The organism is Rhodococcus sp. 14-2470-1b (genome assembly GCF_002259415.1).
Lineage (GTDB): Bacteria > Actinomycetota > Actinomycetes > Mycobacteriales > Mycobacteriaceae > Rhodococcoides.
Genome location: NZ_NPFY01000011.1, coordinates 525,291 through 542,477, shown reverse-complemented (window position 1 = coordinate 542,477; position 17,187 = coordinate 525,291). Strand labels below are relative to the sequence as shown.

Here is a 17,187-nt window from a genome sequence, read left to right as displayed (position 1 = left end):
CCATGACAACTCCATATCGATAGTCGATAACAACGAATATCGATATAGTATCGAGAATCGTTATGGTGTCAACGGGTCATCGAACCGCCGTGGCTTTCCCGACGAGTCCCCGCACCTCCGATACCAGCTCCGACACCGTCACCGGAATCACGCTGATGATCGACGTGTGCCGGATCATGTAGCGCCCGTCGTCGGCGAAATCCACCCACTGCACACCGGTCGTTCCTTCGGTCAGCCTGCTGTCCGGTGCCGGGCCGGCGCACACCAGGATCTCGCCTGCACTGGACGGTGGACGGGAGAACAGACGCTCGTAGCGGTCGTCGTTGCTCGTGCGCGACATACTCTGCAGCAGAGGTGATCTGTCCGTGCCGCTCTCGGTGGCGGGCCGGCTCACATCGATCCGCGGGCCGGTGCCGCGCACCACGTTCGGCAACACGTCCACCACGGCACGCACACCTCGGAAAGATTCCATCGTCTCCAGAGTGATGTCGCCGCCGGAGCGGTCGTCGATGCCGGGTGCCTGCGTCAGAACGACGGCTACGTCGTGTCCCACGGCTGCGTGCGCGCGCAGTTTCGTGTGCGCGGTGTCTCCGGTCCTCACGTGTCCGACGAGTTCCACCCGCACAACCGGCTCGACGATCGTCCGGATCGCGAAACGAAGATCCTCGTCCAGGATCTCGAGCGCGGCAGTCGTGGCCTCGTGACGTCTGCGGTGATAGTCGGCAGCGGAGTCGGCCATCGGACGATGCTGCAGGGGGAACGGCAGGCGGTCTCGCCCGGATTGCTCGAGAAGCATCCTGAACACGAGACCGTCGAGTGTCCAATGCCGAAGTGTCACTCTCCGAGCACCGGGGGTGCCACGAGCGGAAGCGATCCGATCAGTTCGTCTCCGTTCACCGCGTCGATCAGGTAGCCGGGTGTCTGATGGACATCGTCGTCGCCACCGCCCCCTCCGCGGCCTGCAGCAGGGGCCATGCCGCCCATACCCATTCCCGGGGTGCCGGGACGTCCAGCCGTCGCTCCGGCTGCCCCGGCGACACCGCCGCCTCCGGCCGCTCCCAGTCCGCTCCCGGACGGGCCACCGACCGACGAACCTCCTCCGAAGCCGCCTGCGCCCAGGCCGCCCGGACCCAGGCCGCCGCCACCGCGTACGCCGCCGGAGCCACCGGAACCTCCCGAACCGAATCGCGAGCCTGCGCCGTTACCTCCCGGCCGCCCACCGGAACCGCCCGGCGCGAGTGCTCCGCCGACCGGTGATCCCGCTGCTGCGCTGCTGGTGGACGAGGGTGCGCCGGTGCCCTGGGCTCCGCCGTTTCCCTGCCCGGTACCGTACGAGCTCGAATTGGTTTGGCCCGCAGGCGATGCAGCGGATTCTGCAGGCGCCCAGCTCGATGCCTCCGTGGAGGGAGCCTGCTGTGTCGCGGGTGAGCCGGCGCCGCCTGGGGTCGCAGTACTCGTCCCAGCGCTGCCGGGACCGGCGCTGCCTCCGGACATACCGCTCCACCCGGAACCACCGGAATCCGGCCGAGACGCGCCAGGGTACGAAAAGGTAAGCCCCTCGGAACCGCTCAACGGATTCAGTGCGGGCGGAAGAACCGGAACCTGAACGGCCGCTTCGCGAATGACGGGCGCATACTGCGTCTTCATCACGGTACGAGCAGCCTCCTCCGCTTCTTCGTGGAGGTGTTGGAAACTCTTCAGGTCGCCGGGCAGCAGTGTTCTGGTGAGCCAGGATCCCACGTCGAAAATCTTCTCGCCGGTGCCATAGGGAACGGGCGGAGGCAGGGCCGCGCGGGTGGCGTTGACTCCGGCCGACGTCGCTTGAACTTTCTGCGAAAGACCGTCGGCGGCCAGCATCAATTCGCCTGCCGAGGTCGCGTAGCGATCGACACCCTGCCCGGCGGCCTCGGCCGCGACGCCCTGCCAGTTGGTCCCGACCTGGTTGGTCACCTTCAACGCGAAGGCGGCGGCGTCGGTTGCAGCGTCGTTGCCCAGGATTCGCCAGTTGCCGGACGTGGCGTCGATGTGCTCGGCCTGAAGCGCCTGCGCTTTGCTCCAGATGTCCTCGTGCGACATGACCTCGAACGGGTCGTCGTCGACGGCCCTGCCGTCGTACACCGCGGTGTACCCGAACTGCGCCATGGCGTTGTCTCTGATCTCGGCCCCGGCCTCGCGCGCCCGGTCGGAGCCACCATTGAGTGCGAGATCCATGCCGCGGGGGAGGCTGATCATCGATGCTGCCACCGCCTCCGTTGTGGCCGGCTCCGGATTCACCGCCCGCTCCGGTCAGGTCCGCTCGCGTGCATCCCCATGACTGCCCCCTGTAGTGGTCCAACCAACTTCTACGCAACCCTTTGCCTAGTTGGACGCACCGGAGACGCTCACGGTTCCATGTGCTCCGCGATTCGCCCGAAAAACCAGTCGAGGATCTCCTCGCCCGCGCGTCCGCCGGTTGCGGTGGTGACGGTCAAGCCAGGTGGACGGAAGTTCAGTGCATCGAGTTCGCCGTGCGCGGGCCGAATGGCGTGGTCCGCAGCGAGCAGCATGTCCGCATCGAGTGCGCCGTCACCGGCGGCGAGTGCGATGGATTCCGGCCTCAGAAGTCCGTCGTCGACGGCGCGGGTGCGGACCTCGGCGACTGCGCGGCTCTTGCTGACCACGTCGGGCATCGAGTAGATCTTGCGGCCCTGCTGAGAGACGTTCCATCCACGCGCGGCGCACCACTGCGACCAGTCGTCCATGAACCCGGCGGGCACAGCGTCGGGCTCCACGACGAGGTAGCAGAACAGGTCGTCGGCGGTGCGTCGTTTCAGAACCCAGTCGCCGTCGGCGCGTGCCGCGAGTTCCTGCTGAACGGCCGGTAGGTCGACGTCGTCGAAGGAGGCGCGCCAGGAGGCGTCGGGCACGCCGTCGACCAGGATGTTGCCTCCGTTGCTGGTGATGGCGTACCGCCACGGTGCGCCGGGCAGATCGATCCTGTCGAACTGCTCGACGGTCCTCGTCGTCGTCGGGACAACGACTGCCTCGGAGGCCAGTTTCCGGAGTAACTCCGTCGAGCGCATGCTCATGTAGGACAACGGCCCGCCGTCGTACATCTCGACGCAGGTGACCGAGGCGTCTATCGGAAAGCCCAGTGCTGCCGACGAATAGATCATCGTTCGATCCAGGTCCACCGAGATCAGGGCAGTGCTCACGTGACGTCCTTGATCAGTCCCATGCAGGAGTACGCGAGATCGGGAACTTCGACGACGGGCACCCCCCTCGCCTCGGCGAGCATCCGAATGTGCTTGTGCTCCGGAGCATTCGAATCACGTACCAGGACTCGCCAGGGAACGCGCCGCAGCAGGACCCTTGTCGTCTCGCCCACTCCGGGCTTGACGAAGTTGACGTGCGAGATGCCGAATTCCTCACGCACCTTCTCCACCGACGCCCACCCGGTCCACGTCGGCGTCCGATCCGACTCCCCGATCGTCGACGCCTCCGCGCTGGCCGCGTCGCGTACGTCGGCGAACTGTGCGGAGACGGTGTCGAGTAGGTGGTTGGACACGTCGTCGGCGGCGAGTTCCGCGTAGTACTTGGCTCCGTGGAAGTCGCCGTCGCGGATGAGATCTGCGTTGAGGACGGTGCGTGAGACGAGGCCGGACACGGTCGAGTTGAGGCAGGCCGACGCGATGAGGAAGTCGTCCCTGGTGCCGTAGGTTCTCGCGCAGTGGCCGGGGTCGGCCAGTACGGCGAGGTCGTCGTCGAAGTCGGCTCCGTCGAATTCGGCCAGTGCGGCCGAGAGTTCGCGCGCGATCGCGCCCTTGCCGGTCCAGCCGTCCACGAAGACGACCGAACGTGGGTCGTGGTGGTCGGAGAGGTATTTCAGTGCAACGGAGTCGATTCCGCGATCGCGCACGATCGACACGGCGTAGTGCGGGATCTCGATGCCGTGCATCTCGTGAGCCCAGCGACGCATCAGGATTCCGACCGGTGTGCCTGCGCGTGCAAGCGATGCGAGAACGATGTCGTGTCCCCGCTCGGCCAGTACGAGTTCGGTGACGGTGCCGACGGCAAGCGCCAATCGAGACGCGCTGTCGTGCAGCACTTCTTCGAACAGCTCGCGGTAGGCGGCATCGGGTTGGTACTCGACGGGCAACGATTCGGCGTAGTGGGCCGTACCTTCCTGGATCTTGCGCTCGCGTTCGGCGATGTCCGCTTCCAGCGAGATGTCGGAGAGGTCCTTCAGTAGCCACGTCACCTCGTTCGGTGCGTAGGACCCGAAGGCCGGTCCGGTCAGGGGTTCTGCCCGTCGGGACACGATGAGCCGCTGTGGGTCCGCACCACGGACCACGACGACCAGGATGTCGGAACCGGATGCGGCCAGAACGTCGGCGACTCCGCCGGATGCGAACAGACGGTCGGTGTCCGCGGGTGCGTCGACGATCAGCACGATCTGTGCGTTCTTCGGCCCCGACGCGTTGTAGACGTACCGGTCCTGGGCTTCGCCGTCTTCCGGGGCGAGGAACTTGAACCCTCGGCGCAGGGGGTAGCTCGGCTCGTCGAGTACGTAGGCCGGCGATCGGGTGGTGGTCTGGAACAGTGCCGGATGGCCGCGGTCCGACAGTGCCGCTGCGACTTTCAGTGGCAGGTACATCAGTTCCTCGTGCCCGAGTACGACGACCGGCCGCCCGGGCTCGAGTGCCGATGCCACGGCGTCGGCGACCTCGGTGGTCGCAGTGAGGAACGACGCCGTGTCTCCGGCACGGAAACCGTGACGGCCACCGTCCGGAACGGTCTCCGGCCAGTGTGCGGCGACTCGCGTGATGGTGCCTGCGTGGTCGGCGACGGGGTTGTACGCCGGTTCCGGCAACGCGACGACGGAGTCGATCAGGTTGTCCGCCAGCGCGACACGGCCCTGGGCGAGGCTGACCGAGTCGAGCGTGACTCCCAGTTCGTCGGCCACGGCGGCGGATTCCGCGAGATGCTCGTCGGTGCGCATGTCCACGAGCGAGGCGATGACGTACCGGGTGCGTGGTGTCACGGCGTGGAGAGCTCGGACAGCGTCGAGTGCTGTTCTACCGGTCGATATCTCGTCGTCGACGAGAACGAGTGGCAGCTGTGGGTCGAGAACGCCCGGCGAGGTGGGCAACAGTTGGTGATCGGTGGCGTGGGAGTGGCCTTCCTGGAACTCGGCGTACACCCCGGTTCCCGGCACGTCTCGCCGCGTCGAGTGCAGGTAGCAGTGCGCGTTCAGGCGTGCGGCAACACAATGGCCGAGTCCAGTTGCGGTTTCCGCGAAACCGAGGACGTCGACGTCGGATCCGCCCACTGCTTCGAGAACCAGGTCTCCCAGTGCGTCGGCAGCACCGGTCACGACGGATGGATCGACCGGAATGTGTTTGCCGAGTACCTCCGACACCAGCAGGTGTGCTCGGCGGGGATTGCGCCGCAGTCCCGGTCGAACGAGCTCCTCGATGGTCCAGTCCGACGAGGTGCTCGTGGTGGTCAGGTGTATTCCCGAGGTCGGGTCGGTCATCGTTCTGCTAGCTCTTTCAGTAGTTCGACGAAGGTGATGCCCTCGTTGGTCACCCCGAACGCGCGGGCGCGCAGCAGGGTCTGATGCGCCCAGTTGCGGTGCGGGCCGAGCTCGTTCATCTTGTTTCCGTATCCGGACGCGCGCACACCGCCTGCGTCGGATTCCAGGATGTCGAGAGCGTCGTGGTATTCCTCGTGGGTGACAGCCGACAGCGCGTGCACCGCCGCTACGTGCGACGGATGGATGACGGTCTTTCCCTGAATTCCGTTGGCGCGGTCGAGGGCAACCTCGCGGAGCAGTGCGTCGAGGTCATGGCTGACGAGTTGGTGGCGGAAGCGCACGGCTTCCTGCTCGGCGAACGGTGTCTGGCGGAGCATGGGCCGGAACATGCGTTCGTGGTCGGCGAAGTACTCCCACACCGGTCCGGTGATGACGAACCCGGATTCGTTGCTCCGGCCCAGGTGGTTGACGATGGCGCTGATGACGTCGGCGACGACGCGGACGTCGTAGATGGTGAGGTCTCGGTCGCGGCGAATTCCGAACATTCCGCACATGTCGGTGGCTCCGATGCGCACGGCGAGGATCTGTTCTCGATGATCCTGCAGCAGAGCGCGGATCGCGACGAGCTCGGTATCGCGGGTTTCGCGGAACACCACCTCCGGTGACTCCAACACCGGCATCGAGAACAGACGCCGGCCGAGACGAGTGGAACCGCGAACGACCTCGTCGAGGAAGGCACCTCCTCGTGCGGCGGTGAACTTGGGAATCACGAACCCGGCCAACGCCGACGCGTCGGTGCGGAGCGAGGTGCAGATGCGTTCGATCTGCTGCGCGGTTCGTGCACGGACGAACACGAGCGAGCCGTGGACGTCGTCGGCGGCGAGGCCGTCGAGCGTCGCGACCGCGTTGTCGATCGCCTCTTCGAGGTTGTGATCGGCGACCGCGTCCTCGAGATCGATCACGAGCGAGCACACCCCCTCTGCACTGCGCTTGATCAACGTCTCGGTCAGGTCCGCGCGGGTCGCAGGCATGTAGAGGGTTGCTCCGAGACCGACGGCGACGAGGCCGAGATCGCCCGCGGTGTCGATCTTTTCCGGCGCGTGCAGGAACAGTCGATCCAGGACTGCCCCGTCGAGATGTCTGAAATGTTGCACCGAGATCCTTCGCAGGTAGTGACAGGTGATCTAGCGAGCCGAGCCGCGCATTCGGTCGATCACCCCGGAGATGAAGCCGGAAATACTTCTCAGGTCCTGGAGGTAGGACCAGTAGTCGGGGTGTGTTCCTGTCAGCGTTGCGGTTGCACGGTCGATTCGAGCCAGCTGAGCATCCAACACCGACCCCCATTCGGCAACCAGGGAACGATTGACGGCGAGCTGTTGTGCATCTCGTAACTTGAAGCGCACCGCGCGTTCTTCGCCTGTTGGGTCGAGTTTCACCTCGCGCAGCAGTTCCAGGCGTTCGGTGACGGCGTCGACCAGTTCCTCGGCGTCGGACAGGTGGCTACGCGCCTGGGCGATGTAGTCGAGCGCCTGCTCGGGGTTGGACGAGGAGAACGAGGCCCGGGCTGCGGACAGGTCCTCCTCGGCTTGCTCGATGTGCCGGGCGCTGTGCTGTTCGTTGTGCGACAGGTCCGCCGAGCTGGCGACATTGAACTCGCGGAGCAATGCGGAGAATGCGGGGGCGAGGCGGTCGAATCGGGTGCGAACCGCTTCGACTCTTGTTTTCACCGACGTCAGCGCAGCCCTCGCCTCGGCGGTGCGCCCTGGTGCCGCGGCAACTGCGGATTCCAGCTCTTCGGCGGCTTCCCGTACCGCCGCCGCGGCGGTACGGGCGCGCACGGCGTCGTTCGAACTCATTGCGGTGTCGAGGTCAGCGACCGCGGTGTCGACGGCGCGCCACGCCGAGCGAATCGAGGGGTAGTCGATGAATGCAGGATCGGCCGATGCGACGGCCAGTTGGGCCTTCTCGGCCAGAGCTTTGGCGTCCTGAGCCAGTCGCGGTGTCGCGGCGAGCGCGGATCGTGCCTGCTCGAGGTCGTCGCGATGGGCCGCGTAGAACCGGTCGACGGCTTTGGCTGCCTCGCCCAGCAGGTGGGCGGCGTTCTGGAATGCCGCTTGGGCCGGCCCGGTCACGATGCCGTCGTACTGTTCCATCGCCGCGAGGTATGCCGCGCCTGCGTCGAAGCAGGCCTTCTCGGCCGGTGCCCACGCGGCGGTCGGATCCCGATCGGGGTGCATCGAACGGACGGCGTCGACGCCGGACGACGCGATGGACTGGCGCTTGTCCATATCGAGAAAAGCAGCAACGGCCGTGCTCTGCGCCTGGGATGCTCGAGTCTCGCGCGCACGCGGATCCGTCTCGCCCGAGCGGCGGAAGAGTCCAGGTCGGCGACTTGTCACCAGCCCGATAGTACTGACGGGAACTTCGCGGTGTGTGGTGCGCGTTAGCGTTGTGAACCGAAGACGAAAGTGACCAATCGGGCACGCGAGACACTACGGTGTTCCTCGGAAGGGGAACTCACGGCGAAAGGAAAGTCATGGGCGTCAGCCTCAGCAAGGGCGGCAATGTCTCACTCACGAAGGCAGCTCCCAACCTGACCGCAGTCACGGTCGGCCTCGGATGGGACATCCGGTCGACGACCGGAACGGACTTCGACCTCGACGCCAGCGCCATCGCGCTCGGTGCCGACAAGAAGGCTCTCAGCGATCAGCATTTCGTGTTCTTCAACAACCTGAAGTCCCCCGACGGTTCCATCGAGCACACCGGTGACAACACCACCGGTGAAGGCGATGGCGACGACGAGCAGATCAAGGTGGACCTCGCCGCTGTGCCGCCGAACGTCGACACGATCACCTTCCCCGTGTCGATCTACGACGCCGACGCACGCTCGCAGTCGTTCGGTCAGGTTCGCAACGCGTTCATCCGCGTGATCAACCAGGCCGACCAGTCCGAGCTGGCCCGCTACGACCTGAGCGAGGACGCGTCGACGGAAACGGCCATGGTGTTCGGTGAGCTCTACCGCAACGGTGCAGAGTGGAAGTTCCGCGCAGTGGGCCAGGGATACGCGTCCGGCCTCGCCGGAATCGCCCGCGATTTCGGAGTAAATGTGTAGTAAAGCCCAGGTCAAGATTGGGACTACCCCGCCTCTTCCTTCATGATTGAGGCGGGGTTTGTCGTGTTTGCACACAGCCCGGTTCGTCCCAATACCTGCGCCGGCTACAGAAAGGCCACACGCCCGTGGTTCTACGCATCTTCGGTTGGTCCATAGGCGTCACCATCGTCTCGGTGATCGTCGCCTTCCTCTACGGCGGCTGGCAGGCACTGTTCCTGGTGCTGATCCTCGGCGTTCTCGAGGTGTCGCTGTCCTTCGACAACGCGGTCATCAACGCCACCGTCCTTCGCCGCATGAGCGAGTTCTGGCAGAAGATCTTCCTCACCATCGGCATCATCATCGCTGTCTTCGGTATGCGCTTGCTGTTCCCGCTGGTCATCGTCTGGGCCGCGTCGGGTCTCGGCCCCGTCGCCGCCATCGATCTCGCCCTCAACCCGCCGCCGAACGACGCCGCGTACTTCGACGACGGCCGACCCAGCTACGAGACACTCCTGACCGACGCGCATCCACAGATCGCGGCGTTCGGCGGCATGTTCCTGCTGATGCTGTTCCTCGGCTTCATCTTCGAGGACCGCGAGATCACCTGGCTCAGCTGGCTCGAGAAGCCTCTCGCGAAGATCGGCAGGCTCGATCAGCTGTCCGTCGTCGTCGCCAGCATCATTCTCGTCCTGACGGCCGAGTTCCTCGCCGAGGACGAGAAGATCTCCACGGTCATGGTTGCCGGTGTGCTCGGCATGATCACCTACATCGCCGTCAACGGCCTCGGCGAGTTGTTCCACGTCGAGGAAGAGGGCGAGGAGGGCTCGGGCGGACCGAGTGAGCTTGCCAAGGCAACCGGCAAGGCCGGCTTCTTCCTGTTCCTCTACCTCGAGGTCCTCGACGCGTCGTTCTCGTTCGACGGCGTCATCGGCGCGTTCGCCATCACCGCGGACCCGATCATCATCGCTCTGGGCCTCGGCTTCATCGGCGCGATGTTCGTTCGGTCGATCACGGTGTTCCTGGTGCGCAAGGGAACGCTCAGCGACTACGTATACCTGGAGCACGGTGCACACTGGGCAATCGGTGCACTGGCGATCATCCTGATGGTCTCCATCGGCGTGCACATCAACGAGATCGTCACCGGGTTGGTCGGTGTGTTCTTCATCGGTGCAGCATTCATCAGTTCAGTGATGAGGAACCGAAAGCTCGAAGCCGCAGGCACCGACACACACCTGCACGTGTAGTCCTCACCAATCGTCGAGCTTCGTATGGCCGTCCTGTAGCGCACGCGCGAACAGGGCGGCCTTCGTCGGTGCAGGCCTGCCCACGGCGGAGTACTTCTGACGAATCCGGGTCAGGTGAGTGTTGATGGTTCCCACGGAGATGTGGACGGATGCGGCCGCGACGGTTTTCGAGTCCGACGCGAACCAGGCGATCATCACTTCCACTTCCCGCGCGCTGAGCGGTGGTCTGCGATACACGTGCTTACTACGTTCTCCGATCGGTGAAACGGACGTCGGTGGTTGCGTACGCATCGGTGCAACGAACACGGAAAATTACCCCCAGACGAGAAGAATCCCGGACTTGAAAAACCATCGATGACGCCCGACCGCCGTGGTCCGATCCTGTAGCCGGAACGGCGGTCTGGCCAGTCCAACCAGGGGGTCCGTACAGGTCAATACACCGGAACCCGCTTCGACCACCGTAAAACCGACCGTTCGCTTATAGTTCCGCCATGACAGCGGTGCAGCCCGATCCCCGCACCATCACCACCAAGGCCGAACTGACCGCAGGCCTGCGCTCGGTGCGGGAGAACTCGGGCAAGACGTATCGAGAACTGGTGAAGCTGTCCGGTGCCCTCCACGGCACCATCAGCGGATGGTTCTCCGGCCAACACCTTCCGATGGACGCCAGCGCCGACATGTTCGACAGGGTCCTCCGCGAGTGCGGCGTCGGCGACGCGGACGAACGCGCTCTGTGGTGGGACGCCGTCGTCCGGGTGCGACCCGCGTCGGGCAAGCGCCCCGACCGCAGCCGGGCGCCGTACAAGGGCCTCGAATCGTTCGAGGCGTCGGACGCGGAATGGTTCTTCGGGCGGTCCGACGTCGTCGCCGAGCTCAGCGAGAAGGTACGTCGCGTCGCCGACGACGGGGGCGGGGTCGTCTTCGTCCTCGGGGCGTCGGGATCGGGTAAGTCGTCGGTACTGCGGGCGGGCTTGGCGGCATCGCTCGGCGGCGCCGGGGTGAACGGTGCTCGGGTGCACACGGGACTGTCCGGCATCGAAGCCTGGGTGGCGACGGCAACCACGAGTTTCGATCCGACGGACCGAACGGACGGCAGTGTCGTGGTCCTTGACCAGGTCGAGGAGTTGTGGACGCTCGCCGGCTCGGATCGGCGGCACGCCGTTCTGGCTGCGGTGCAGCTGAAGGTTGTGGCGGGTGCCGTCGTCGTGATGGGTCTGCGCGCCGACTTCTATCAGAACGCGGTGGCCGAGGACGTCCTGAGGCTCGGCCTCGTCGACAATCCGATCGTGCTCGGTCGCCTTCGTCCGGACCAGCTGCGTGACGCCATCGTCGAGCCCGCGCGCAAGGCCGGAATCGGCGTCGACGACGCACTGCTTCGGACCTTGTTGTCCGAGATGGAGCCGTCGGGCACGGTGTTCGCCCACGATCAGGGTGCACTCCCGATGCTGTCGCACGCACTGCTCGCGACGTGGTCGACCGCGACGGGTCCGACGATGACCGTCGACGACTACTTCTCCACCGGCGGGATACCGGGGGCTGTCGGCCAGTCCGCCGAGGCCGTCTACTCGTCCCTCGACCCGGCTCAGCAGAACGCCGCCGCCCTGGTCTTCGTGCGATTGGTCAACATCGAGGACGACGTCCTGACGCGTCGACGCGTGGACAGCGGTGAACTTCTCCGCGGGGAAGGCACCGACGCCGACGTCGACGTGGTGGTGGAGCGTTTCGCAGCGGCGCGTCTGCTCACCGTCGAGGAGGACTCGGTATCGGTGACACACGAGGTACTGCTGACGGCATGGGATCGGCTTCGCCGGTGGATCGACGGTGACCGGCAGTGGCATCTGGTGCATCGGCGCCTCACCGACGCTGCGGTGCTGTGGGATCACAGTGGGCGCGATTCGACGGTGCTTCTGCCCGCGAGTCGCCTCGATGCCCTGCACGATTCGCTCGCCGAGGGCGATCGGGAGGGCGACCTCAACGTCGTCGAACGGGACTATCTCGCCGCGAGCGAGAGGCGAGTCGATCACACCGAGTCTCAGCGGCGCCGGCGTCGGAGAGTGCTCGAGGTGTTGACGGCGGCGCTGGCAGTGCTGACGGTCGTGGCGGTGGTGTCGGCGGTGGTCGCGTTCTCGGCGAGCAGCGATGCCGACGACAGGCGTGTCGAGGCCGAAGCAGCGTTGGCGGGTCAGTTGGCGGGCTCGGCCGAGCGGTTCCGCACGCTCGACCCGGGCCTGTCGGTGCATCTGGCACTTGCCGCGTACGAGATCGATCCGGCGACGGCGGCGAGATCGGCGCTGCTCGACGCGTCCGCGGTGCATGCTCCCGTCCGGCTTCCCGGCGTATCGGGCGAGACCGTTGCCCGAGTCGATTCCACCGGTCAGATTCTCGCCGCTGCGGGCGCCGACGGTACGGTCCGGTTGTGGTCGCTCGGTGCACCGGCTCGGGCTCGCGGGACCATCGATGTCGGGGAACCGGGCAGCGCGCTCACCGTCGAGTTCGCGCCGACGAGCCGGACTCTCGCGGTATCGGGTGCGTCGGGAACAAGCCTGTGGGACATCGCCGACGTCGATTCGCCGGTGCTCCTGTCAGCCGTCGGCGACGAGGCGACGACGGCGAAATCGATGGCATTCGCTCCCGACGGATCGTCGTTGGCCCTGGTGTCCGGCGACGGTGCCGTCTCGGTGTGGAACGTGGCCGACCCGGCGGCGCCCACTCTCGCCGTCGTTCCGGCGACGTCGGTCCCGGTGAATGCCGTGGCGTTCTCGCCCGACGGAACGGCGCTGGTCACGGCGGGCAAGGCTCGTGGGTTGCAGGTGTGGGAGATGCCGGCGCTGACCACGACGTCCTTCGAGATTCCGTCGGACGGCGGCACCTACGACTACCTGTCGGTGACGTACTCCCCGGACGGTCGCACGATCGCTGCAGGAACGACAGGTCGAGACGTGGCGCGTTGGACCGTCGAACCCGGTGGTCGCCTCGCCGGACAGACACCGCTGACCGGCTTCACCAGTTACGTCAACGACGTGGCATTCGACGGCACCGGATCGGAACTCGCCGCCGTCAGTTCCGACAACTCGATCAAGACGTGGGACGCCGCGACGGGTGTTCTACGTGAAACATTGCCGGGATCGACGGTGGTCATGTCGGTCGACTACGCACCGGACGATTCCGCTCTGATCACGGCGGGGCAGGACGGGGTCACCCGCGTGTGGCCGCTGCCGGGACCGGTGATGCCAGGACAGACCGACACGGTCTTCATCAACCCGACGGACGGCAGCGGAACACGAGTCCTCGCCGGCGTCGGTTCGCGCGGCGACGGCCTCAGGCTGTGGGATGTCACAGATCCGGACCGACCGATCGTGTCCGAGCGCCCGCTGTCCCCGACCACCGGCGACCCGCTGACGGGTGCGGCGGCACTGTCGTGGGACGGATCGTTGGCCGCAGGCGGCACATCGTCGGGAGCGTTCCAACTGTGGGACGTCCGGGCGCCGCAGAATCCGATTCCGCTCGGCACCCCGCACGCCGCCGTCGACTCGCTCGTAGGCGTGTTGGTCTTCACCCGTACCGGTGATCTGCTGGCCGTGTCCCCGCAGAACACACCTGACGTCGAACTCTGGGACGTTCGCGATCCGTCACGGCCCACACGGCTGTCCGGCTTCGACGTCGGCAAAAATCCGCAGGTCATGGCCTTCAGTCCGGACGGACGAACTCTGGCTGTTCCGACGCTGAACGACGAAGTCGAACTGTGGAACGTCAGCGACCCGGCGGCCCCGGTCAAGGTGTCGACCGTCGCGGGCTTCTCCGGCGACGCGCAAGCAACAGCGTTCTCACCCGACGGGCGAATGCTCGCCGCGGGCAGTGCGGACCACACGCTCCGGCTGTGGGACGTCGCCGATCCGACGACCCCGCGCCACGTCGCCCAGATCGTCGGTCCGCGGGAGGCGGTGTATTCGGTGGCGTTCGATCCGAGTGGCACCAGACTCGTTGCAGGCGTCGACGGTCAGTCGATGTGGATGTGGGACATCTCCGACCCGTTCGATCCGACGACGTTCGCCACGCTGACCGCCTACGGCAACCGCGTCAACGACGCCGTGTTCACCGCCGGCGGCGCCGCAGTGATCGGCGGTGGACCGGAGAAGGACCTACGAGTGTGGCGGACCGATCCCGAGGACGTGGTCGAAAGGATCTGCGCCGGTGGAGGATCGACGATCACCCGGGAGGAATGGGATCAGTATCTCCCGGGATCGCCGTTCCGGGAGCTGTGCTGATTCGTGAGCTGTGCTGATTCGTGAGCTCGGCAGACGGTGGGCGTCAGAGATCGGCGATGTCGATCAGGCCGTCCTGCAGGGCACGGGCAACGAGTGACGCCTTGGTGGACGCAGTACGGCCGACAGCGGCGTACTTCGCGCGAATACGAGTGAGATGAGTGTTGACGGTTCCCAGCGACAGGAACAGCGACTTCGCGACCTCGACCTTGGAGTCGCACTTGATCCAGCCGGTGAGCACCTCGATCTCGCGCTGGGTGAGCATGGGCCGAGGGAGAAACGGTCCGGTTGCGCGCGATCCGCCGGTCGGAGGCAGCTGGATGGGCGGTGGGACGAGAGACATGGTCCGTCGCGGGACTGCGGTGCCGAGCCCGCTGCCCGTACTCGAGGCCGAAGCGTCGAAGGCTGAAGCGTCGAAAGCTGAGGCGTCGATGCTGACTGTCATGTGAATTCTCCCCGAGGTTCCAGCGGTTGTGGTCTGGCACAACCATTCGCGTAAATGATCTTCACAGTTGACTGCCAGGTTTGTCTGCCCTGAAAACTAGGGGCATTGAAACGACAACCATGTACACGGCGTGCACTGTGACCGAGATGACGCACAGGCGCGGTGGCCGTCAATTCTGGTTCGGTGGCTCCGGCATCGGGAGCCAGCCGTCTTCGACCGCCCGCTTGTAGAGATCGGTCTTGGTCGGTGCGGGCCTGCCTGCCTCGGCGTACTTGTTTCGGATACGCACGAGGTAGTCGTTGACCGTCTGCTCGGACAACCCGGCCAGCCGGGCGACGCGAGCAGCTTTCTCCCCGGACGCGTACAGCGCCAAGACTTCGCGTTGGCGTGGGCTGAGTCCGACGTCGGGAAGATGCGGATCGCCGTCGATGGCCGCGGCCCAATCGGTCGTGACCACCTGGCCGCCCGCCGCTGCCCGGCGAATGGCCGACACGATCGCGGCGGCGGGTTCCGACTTACGGACGACGCCGAGCACGCCCGCCCTCGCAGCGGAGCGTACGAGGAACGGGTTCTCGGCACCGGTGTAGACGAGGACCTGCACGCCGACGGAGTGCAGCTTCTCGACGTTGGACCTCGGTGAGGAACCGTCGCCCAGCCGAAGATCGAGGACGACGAGATCCAGCCGCTGGCCGAGTCCGACGAGCTCGTCGACGGTGGTGGTCACGGCGACGAGCTCGAGATTGGCTTCGCCGGACAGAATCGCGCGGAGACCGACCGCGACGGACTCGTGATCCTCGACCAGGCCGATCCGTCGGCGAGCTGTCGTGGTGTCGCGCACTGTGTCGGCGACCATCGACGTCGGCGCTGATTGCTGTACTGCCACTGGCTGCGTCGCTGTCGACGGCCGCGTCTCTGCCGCGATGTGCGGTGTCGTCGCCCCCGGAACCACTGTCATTGCCCCACCTCTGATGTTTCAACCGAGGTGAACTCGGCTGCCTGAGTCGAATGTCGAACAACGCGACCGGTTCGTTACGTCAGTGGTGTGGAACGGGGAGAAGTCAGGGAGCTCGGTCAGGGAGCAGCGGATGTCGACGTCGTCGACGAGGCGGGAACGTCGGGCGCCGGGACGTCGCTGCCGGAACGGGACGCATCGAAGCGCGGCCGCGCTCGCGCGAACACGAAGAACGCAACGACCAGCAGTACGGCGCGACCCCACACACCGAATTCGACGAAGAATTCCTCGGTGCCTGCATCGGTGCCCTGGGCGAGCGCGGCAAAGTATCGGAAGACGCCGATGCCCATCGACAGATCGGCCACCAGGTAGGCGGCGACCAGAGCCCACGGGACCCGGAGCAGTACGAAGAACGGGATGAGCCACAACGTGTACTGAGGCGAATGGACCTTGTGGAGCAGCAGAAATCCGCACAGCATCGATCCGCTGACAGCCACCCACGGATACACGTGCTCGGTACTCGCGCGTCGCACACCGATCCACAGCGCAAGACCGAACGCCGCGAACACCAGAAGGGGCGACAGGATGTCGACGGTGTTCTGGAACGCGGTCTCGGCTTGCTCGTGACTTTCCGCCGTCATCGCGTCGGTCACCCACAGTTGCCGCAGACCCCAGTACCAGATCGAGTTCGTGGTGATGTCGGCTTGTCGCAGACTCTGGAACGCGAACGAGGCCTTCCAGCCCTCGTATCCGAGGACCGCGAAGGGAAGGTTGACGACGACGACGGTCGCTGCCGCGGCGGCCAGCACGGACAGCGCGCCGCGGATGTCCAGCTTGGTTCCAGGCACTCGGCCCGTCGCACCGCCGTACGCGACGTAGGCGGCGAGCGGGAGAACGAAGGCGCCTGGGTACAGCTTGAGACAGAAACCCACTCCCAGCAGTACCGCCGCGAGAACAGCCTTCACCCGCAACGACATCCGCATGCTCATCACGAACACTGCGCCGACGGCCGTCGCGACCACCGGCAGTTCCCAGTTGTGGAACGCGTACATGATCAACGGCGGACCCACCGACCACAGCAATGCGGACTTCCCCGCCAGTCGGCCCAGCATCCACGCCGTGATCAGCCCGAACGGCGCGAGAAGCAGAGCCGTGTAGAGCAGGAACTCGGCGTCGGTGTGGGCCGGTACTGCGCCGAGCCACATCAACACCCCGCTCAGCACGGGGTACTCGACCGTTCCACCCGTCAACACTCCGTTGGAGGTGATCGCACCGTGAAGGTAGGGGAACACGTGGTTGTCGATGTCGCGGCCGAGCCACAGGAACTGAATGTCCGAGTAGCAGACCCAACTGTCCTTGACGGCGTCGAACGTCGTGCTCCGGCCGTTGTCGTAGAACGGCGCCACGGCACATCTGGCCTTGTTGAGGTAGCCGAGAATCAACGTCAGCGCACAGGACGCGACCAGGACGATCATCGTCGACGTCGACGCGGCGGCCGATGGCAGGCGACGCCCACGAGACGACCGTCCACCTGGATGCATGAGGTAAGCCTAGGACGAGCCGAGGCGGTCGTCGGAACCGTCGTCTGATTTCGCAGGTCAGGGCATGGCCGTGTACCCTCCAAGGGTTGCTGACGCAACGACCCTCCTGCCACGGATCGTCCGTGGCCGTTTTC

13 protein-coding genes are annotated in these 17,187 nt (G+C 65.8%); 3 read left to right on the top strand and 10 right to left on the bottom strand.

The features are described 5' to 3' along the window. Positions 1 to 76 precede the first annotated feature (76 nt). The 6 genes from CH293_RS09600 to CH293_RS09575 all read right to left on the bottom strand — a co-directional run bounded on the left by CH293_RS09600 (position 77) and on the right by CH293_RS09575 (position 7,806). The gene (locus CH293_RS09600) at positions 77 to 838 is read right to left on the bottom strand and encodes an ESX secretion-associated protein EspG (RefSeq protein WP_094720073.1); all 762 of its coding nucleotides are present in this window, start codon (positions 836 to 838) and stop codon (positions 77 to 79) included. Further along, positions 835 to 2,274 carry a hypothetical protein gene (locus CH293_RS09595; protein ID WP_094720072.1) on the bottom strand — a complete coding sequence of 480 codons (1,440 nt, stop codon included), beginning with the start codon at positions 2,272 to 2,274 and terminating at the stop codon, positions 835 to 837. The genes CH293_RS09600 and CH293_RS09595 overlap by 4 nt, the downstream gene beginning before the upstream one ends. 107 nt (positions 2,275 to 2,381) lie before the next feature. Next, positions 2,382 to 3,194: a hypothetical protein gene (locus CH293_RS09590; protein WP_037109800.1), complete on the bottom strand. Its 813-nt coding sequence runs from the start codon at positions 3,192 to 3,194 to the stop codon at positions 2,382 to 2,384. After that, positions 3,191 to 5,518 (bottom strand): phosphoribosyltransferase, encoded by a 2,328-nt coding sequence (locus CH293_RS09585; RefSeq protein ID WP_094720071.1) that lies wholly within the window; start codon positions 5,516 to 5,518, stop codon positions 3,191 to 3,193. The genes CH293_RS09590 and CH293_RS09585 overlap by 4 nt, the downstream gene beginning before the upstream one ends. Then, positions 5,515 to 6,672, bottom strand: a complete 1,158-nt coding sequence (locus CH293_RS09580) for an HpcH/HpaI aldolase/citrate lyase family protein (RefSeq protein ID WP_037140974.1) — start codon at positions 6,670 to 6,672, stop codon at positions 5,515 to 5,517. The genes CH293_RS09585 and CH293_RS09580 overlap by 4 nt, the downstream gene beginning before the upstream one ends. Before the next feature lie 30 nt (positions 6,673 to 6,702). Beyond that, positions 6,703 to 7,806, bottom strand: coding sequence for a hypothetical protein (locus tag CH293_RS09575; RefSeq protein WP_094720070.1), 1,104 nt, complete (start codon positions 7,804 to 7,806; stop codon positions 6,703 to 6,705). 248 nt (positions 7,807 to 8,054) lie between these two features. On the opposite strand from CH293_RS09575, the gene CH293_RS09570 reads away from it, so the two are divergent. Further along, positions 8,055 to 8,630: a TerD family protein gene (locus CH293_RS09570; RefSeq protein WP_019665152.1), complete on the top strand. Its 576-nt coding sequence runs from the start codon at positions 8,055 to 8,057 to the stop codon at positions 8,628 to 8,630. A 125-nt stretch (positions 8,631 to 8,755) separates the two neighbouring features. Beyond that, positions 8,756 to 9,853 (top strand): DUF475 domain-containing protein, encoded by a 1,098-nt coding sequence (locus tag CH293_RS09565; protein ID WP_037109792.1) that lies wholly within the window; start codon positions 8,756 to 8,758, stop codon positions 9,851 to 9,853. A 3-nt stretch (positions 9,854 to 9,856) separates the two neighbouring features. On the opposite strand, the gene CH293_RS09560 is transcribed toward CH293_RS09565, so the two are convergent. Continuing rightward, complete coding sequence (locus tag CH293_RS09560) at positions 9,857 to 10,144, bottom strand: LuxR C-terminal-related transcriptional regulator (RefSeq protein ID WP_052059261.1); 288 nt, start codon at positions 10,142 to 10,144, stop codon at positions 9,857 to 9,859. 200 nt (positions 10,145 to 10,344) lie between these two features. Between CH293_RS09560 and CH293_RS09555 the strand changes: the two genes are divergently transcribed. Then, positions 10,345 to 14,118: a hypothetical protein gene (locus tag CH293_RS09555; RefSeq protein WP_094720069.1), complete on the top strand. Its 3,774-nt coding sequence runs from the start codon at positions 10,345 to 10,347 to the stop codon at positions 14,116 to 14,118. Positions 14,119 to 14,161: 43 nt separating this feature from the next. Here CH293_RS09555 and CH293_RS09550 read toward each other — a convergent pair whose 3' ends face one another. The 3 genes from CH293_RS09550 to CH293_RS09540 form a co-directional block, all read right to left on the bottom strand. Next, the gene (locus tag CH293_RS09550) at positions 14,162 to 14,560 is read right to left on the bottom strand and encodes a response regulator transcription factor (protein ID WP_037109786.1); all 399 of its coding nucleotides are present in this window, start codon (positions 14,558 to 14,560) and stop codon (positions 14,162 to 14,164) included. 169 nt (positions 14,561 to 14,729) lie between these two features. Next, on the bottom strand, positions 14,730 to 15,413 hold the full coding sequence (locus CH293_RS09545) for a response regulator (RefSeq protein ID WP_176459964.1): 684 nt from the start codon (positions 15,411 to 15,413) through the stop codon (positions 14,730 to 14,732). 218 nt (positions 15,414 to 15,631) lie between these two features. Next, complete coding sequence (locus CH293_RS09540) at positions 15,632 to 16,987, bottom strand: glycosyltransferase family 87 protein (RefSeq protein ID WP_094720067.1); 1,356 nt, start codon at positions 16,985 to 16,987, stop codon at positions 15,632 to 15,634. Positions 16,988 to 17,187 lie beyond the last annotated feature (200 nt).

What these genes read in the sequence shown, in the direction of transcription:
- CH293_RS09555 (WP_094720069.1), top strand. Translation starts at nt 10,345, where the DNA reads ATGACAGCGGTGCAGCCCGATCCCCGCACCATCACCACCAAGGCCGAA.
- CH293_RS09560 (WP_052059261.1), bottom strand. Translation starts at nt 10,144, where the DNA reads ATGCGTACGCAACCACCGACGTCCGTTTCACCGATCGGAGAACGTAGT.
- CH293_RS09540 (WP_094720067.1), bottom strand. Translation starts at nt 16,987, where the DNA reads ATGATCGTCCTGGTCGCGTCCTGTGCGCTGACGTTGATTCTCGGCTAC.
- CH293_RS09585 (WP_094720071.1), bottom strand. Translation starts at nt 5,518, where the DNA reads ATGACCGACCCGACCTCGGGAATACACCTGACCACCACGAGCACCTCG.
- CH293_RS09570 (WP_019665152.1), top strand. Translation starts at nt 8,055, where the DNA reads ATGGGCGTCAGCCTCAGCAAGGGCGGCAATGTCTCACTCACGAAGGCA.
- CH293_RS09545 (WP_176459964.1), bottom strand. Translation starts at nt 15,413, where the DNA reads ATGGTCGCCGACACAGTGCGCGACACCACGACAGCTCGCCGACGGATC.
- CH293_RS09575 (WP_094720070.1), bottom strand. Translation starts at nt 7,806, where the DNA reads ATGGACAAGCGCCAGTCCATCGCGTCGTCCGGCGTCGACGCCGTCCGT.
- CH293_RS09550 (WP_037109786.1), bottom strand. Translation starts at nt 14,560, where the DNA reads ATGACAGTCAGCATCGACGCCTCAGCTTTCGACGCTTCAGCCTTCGAC.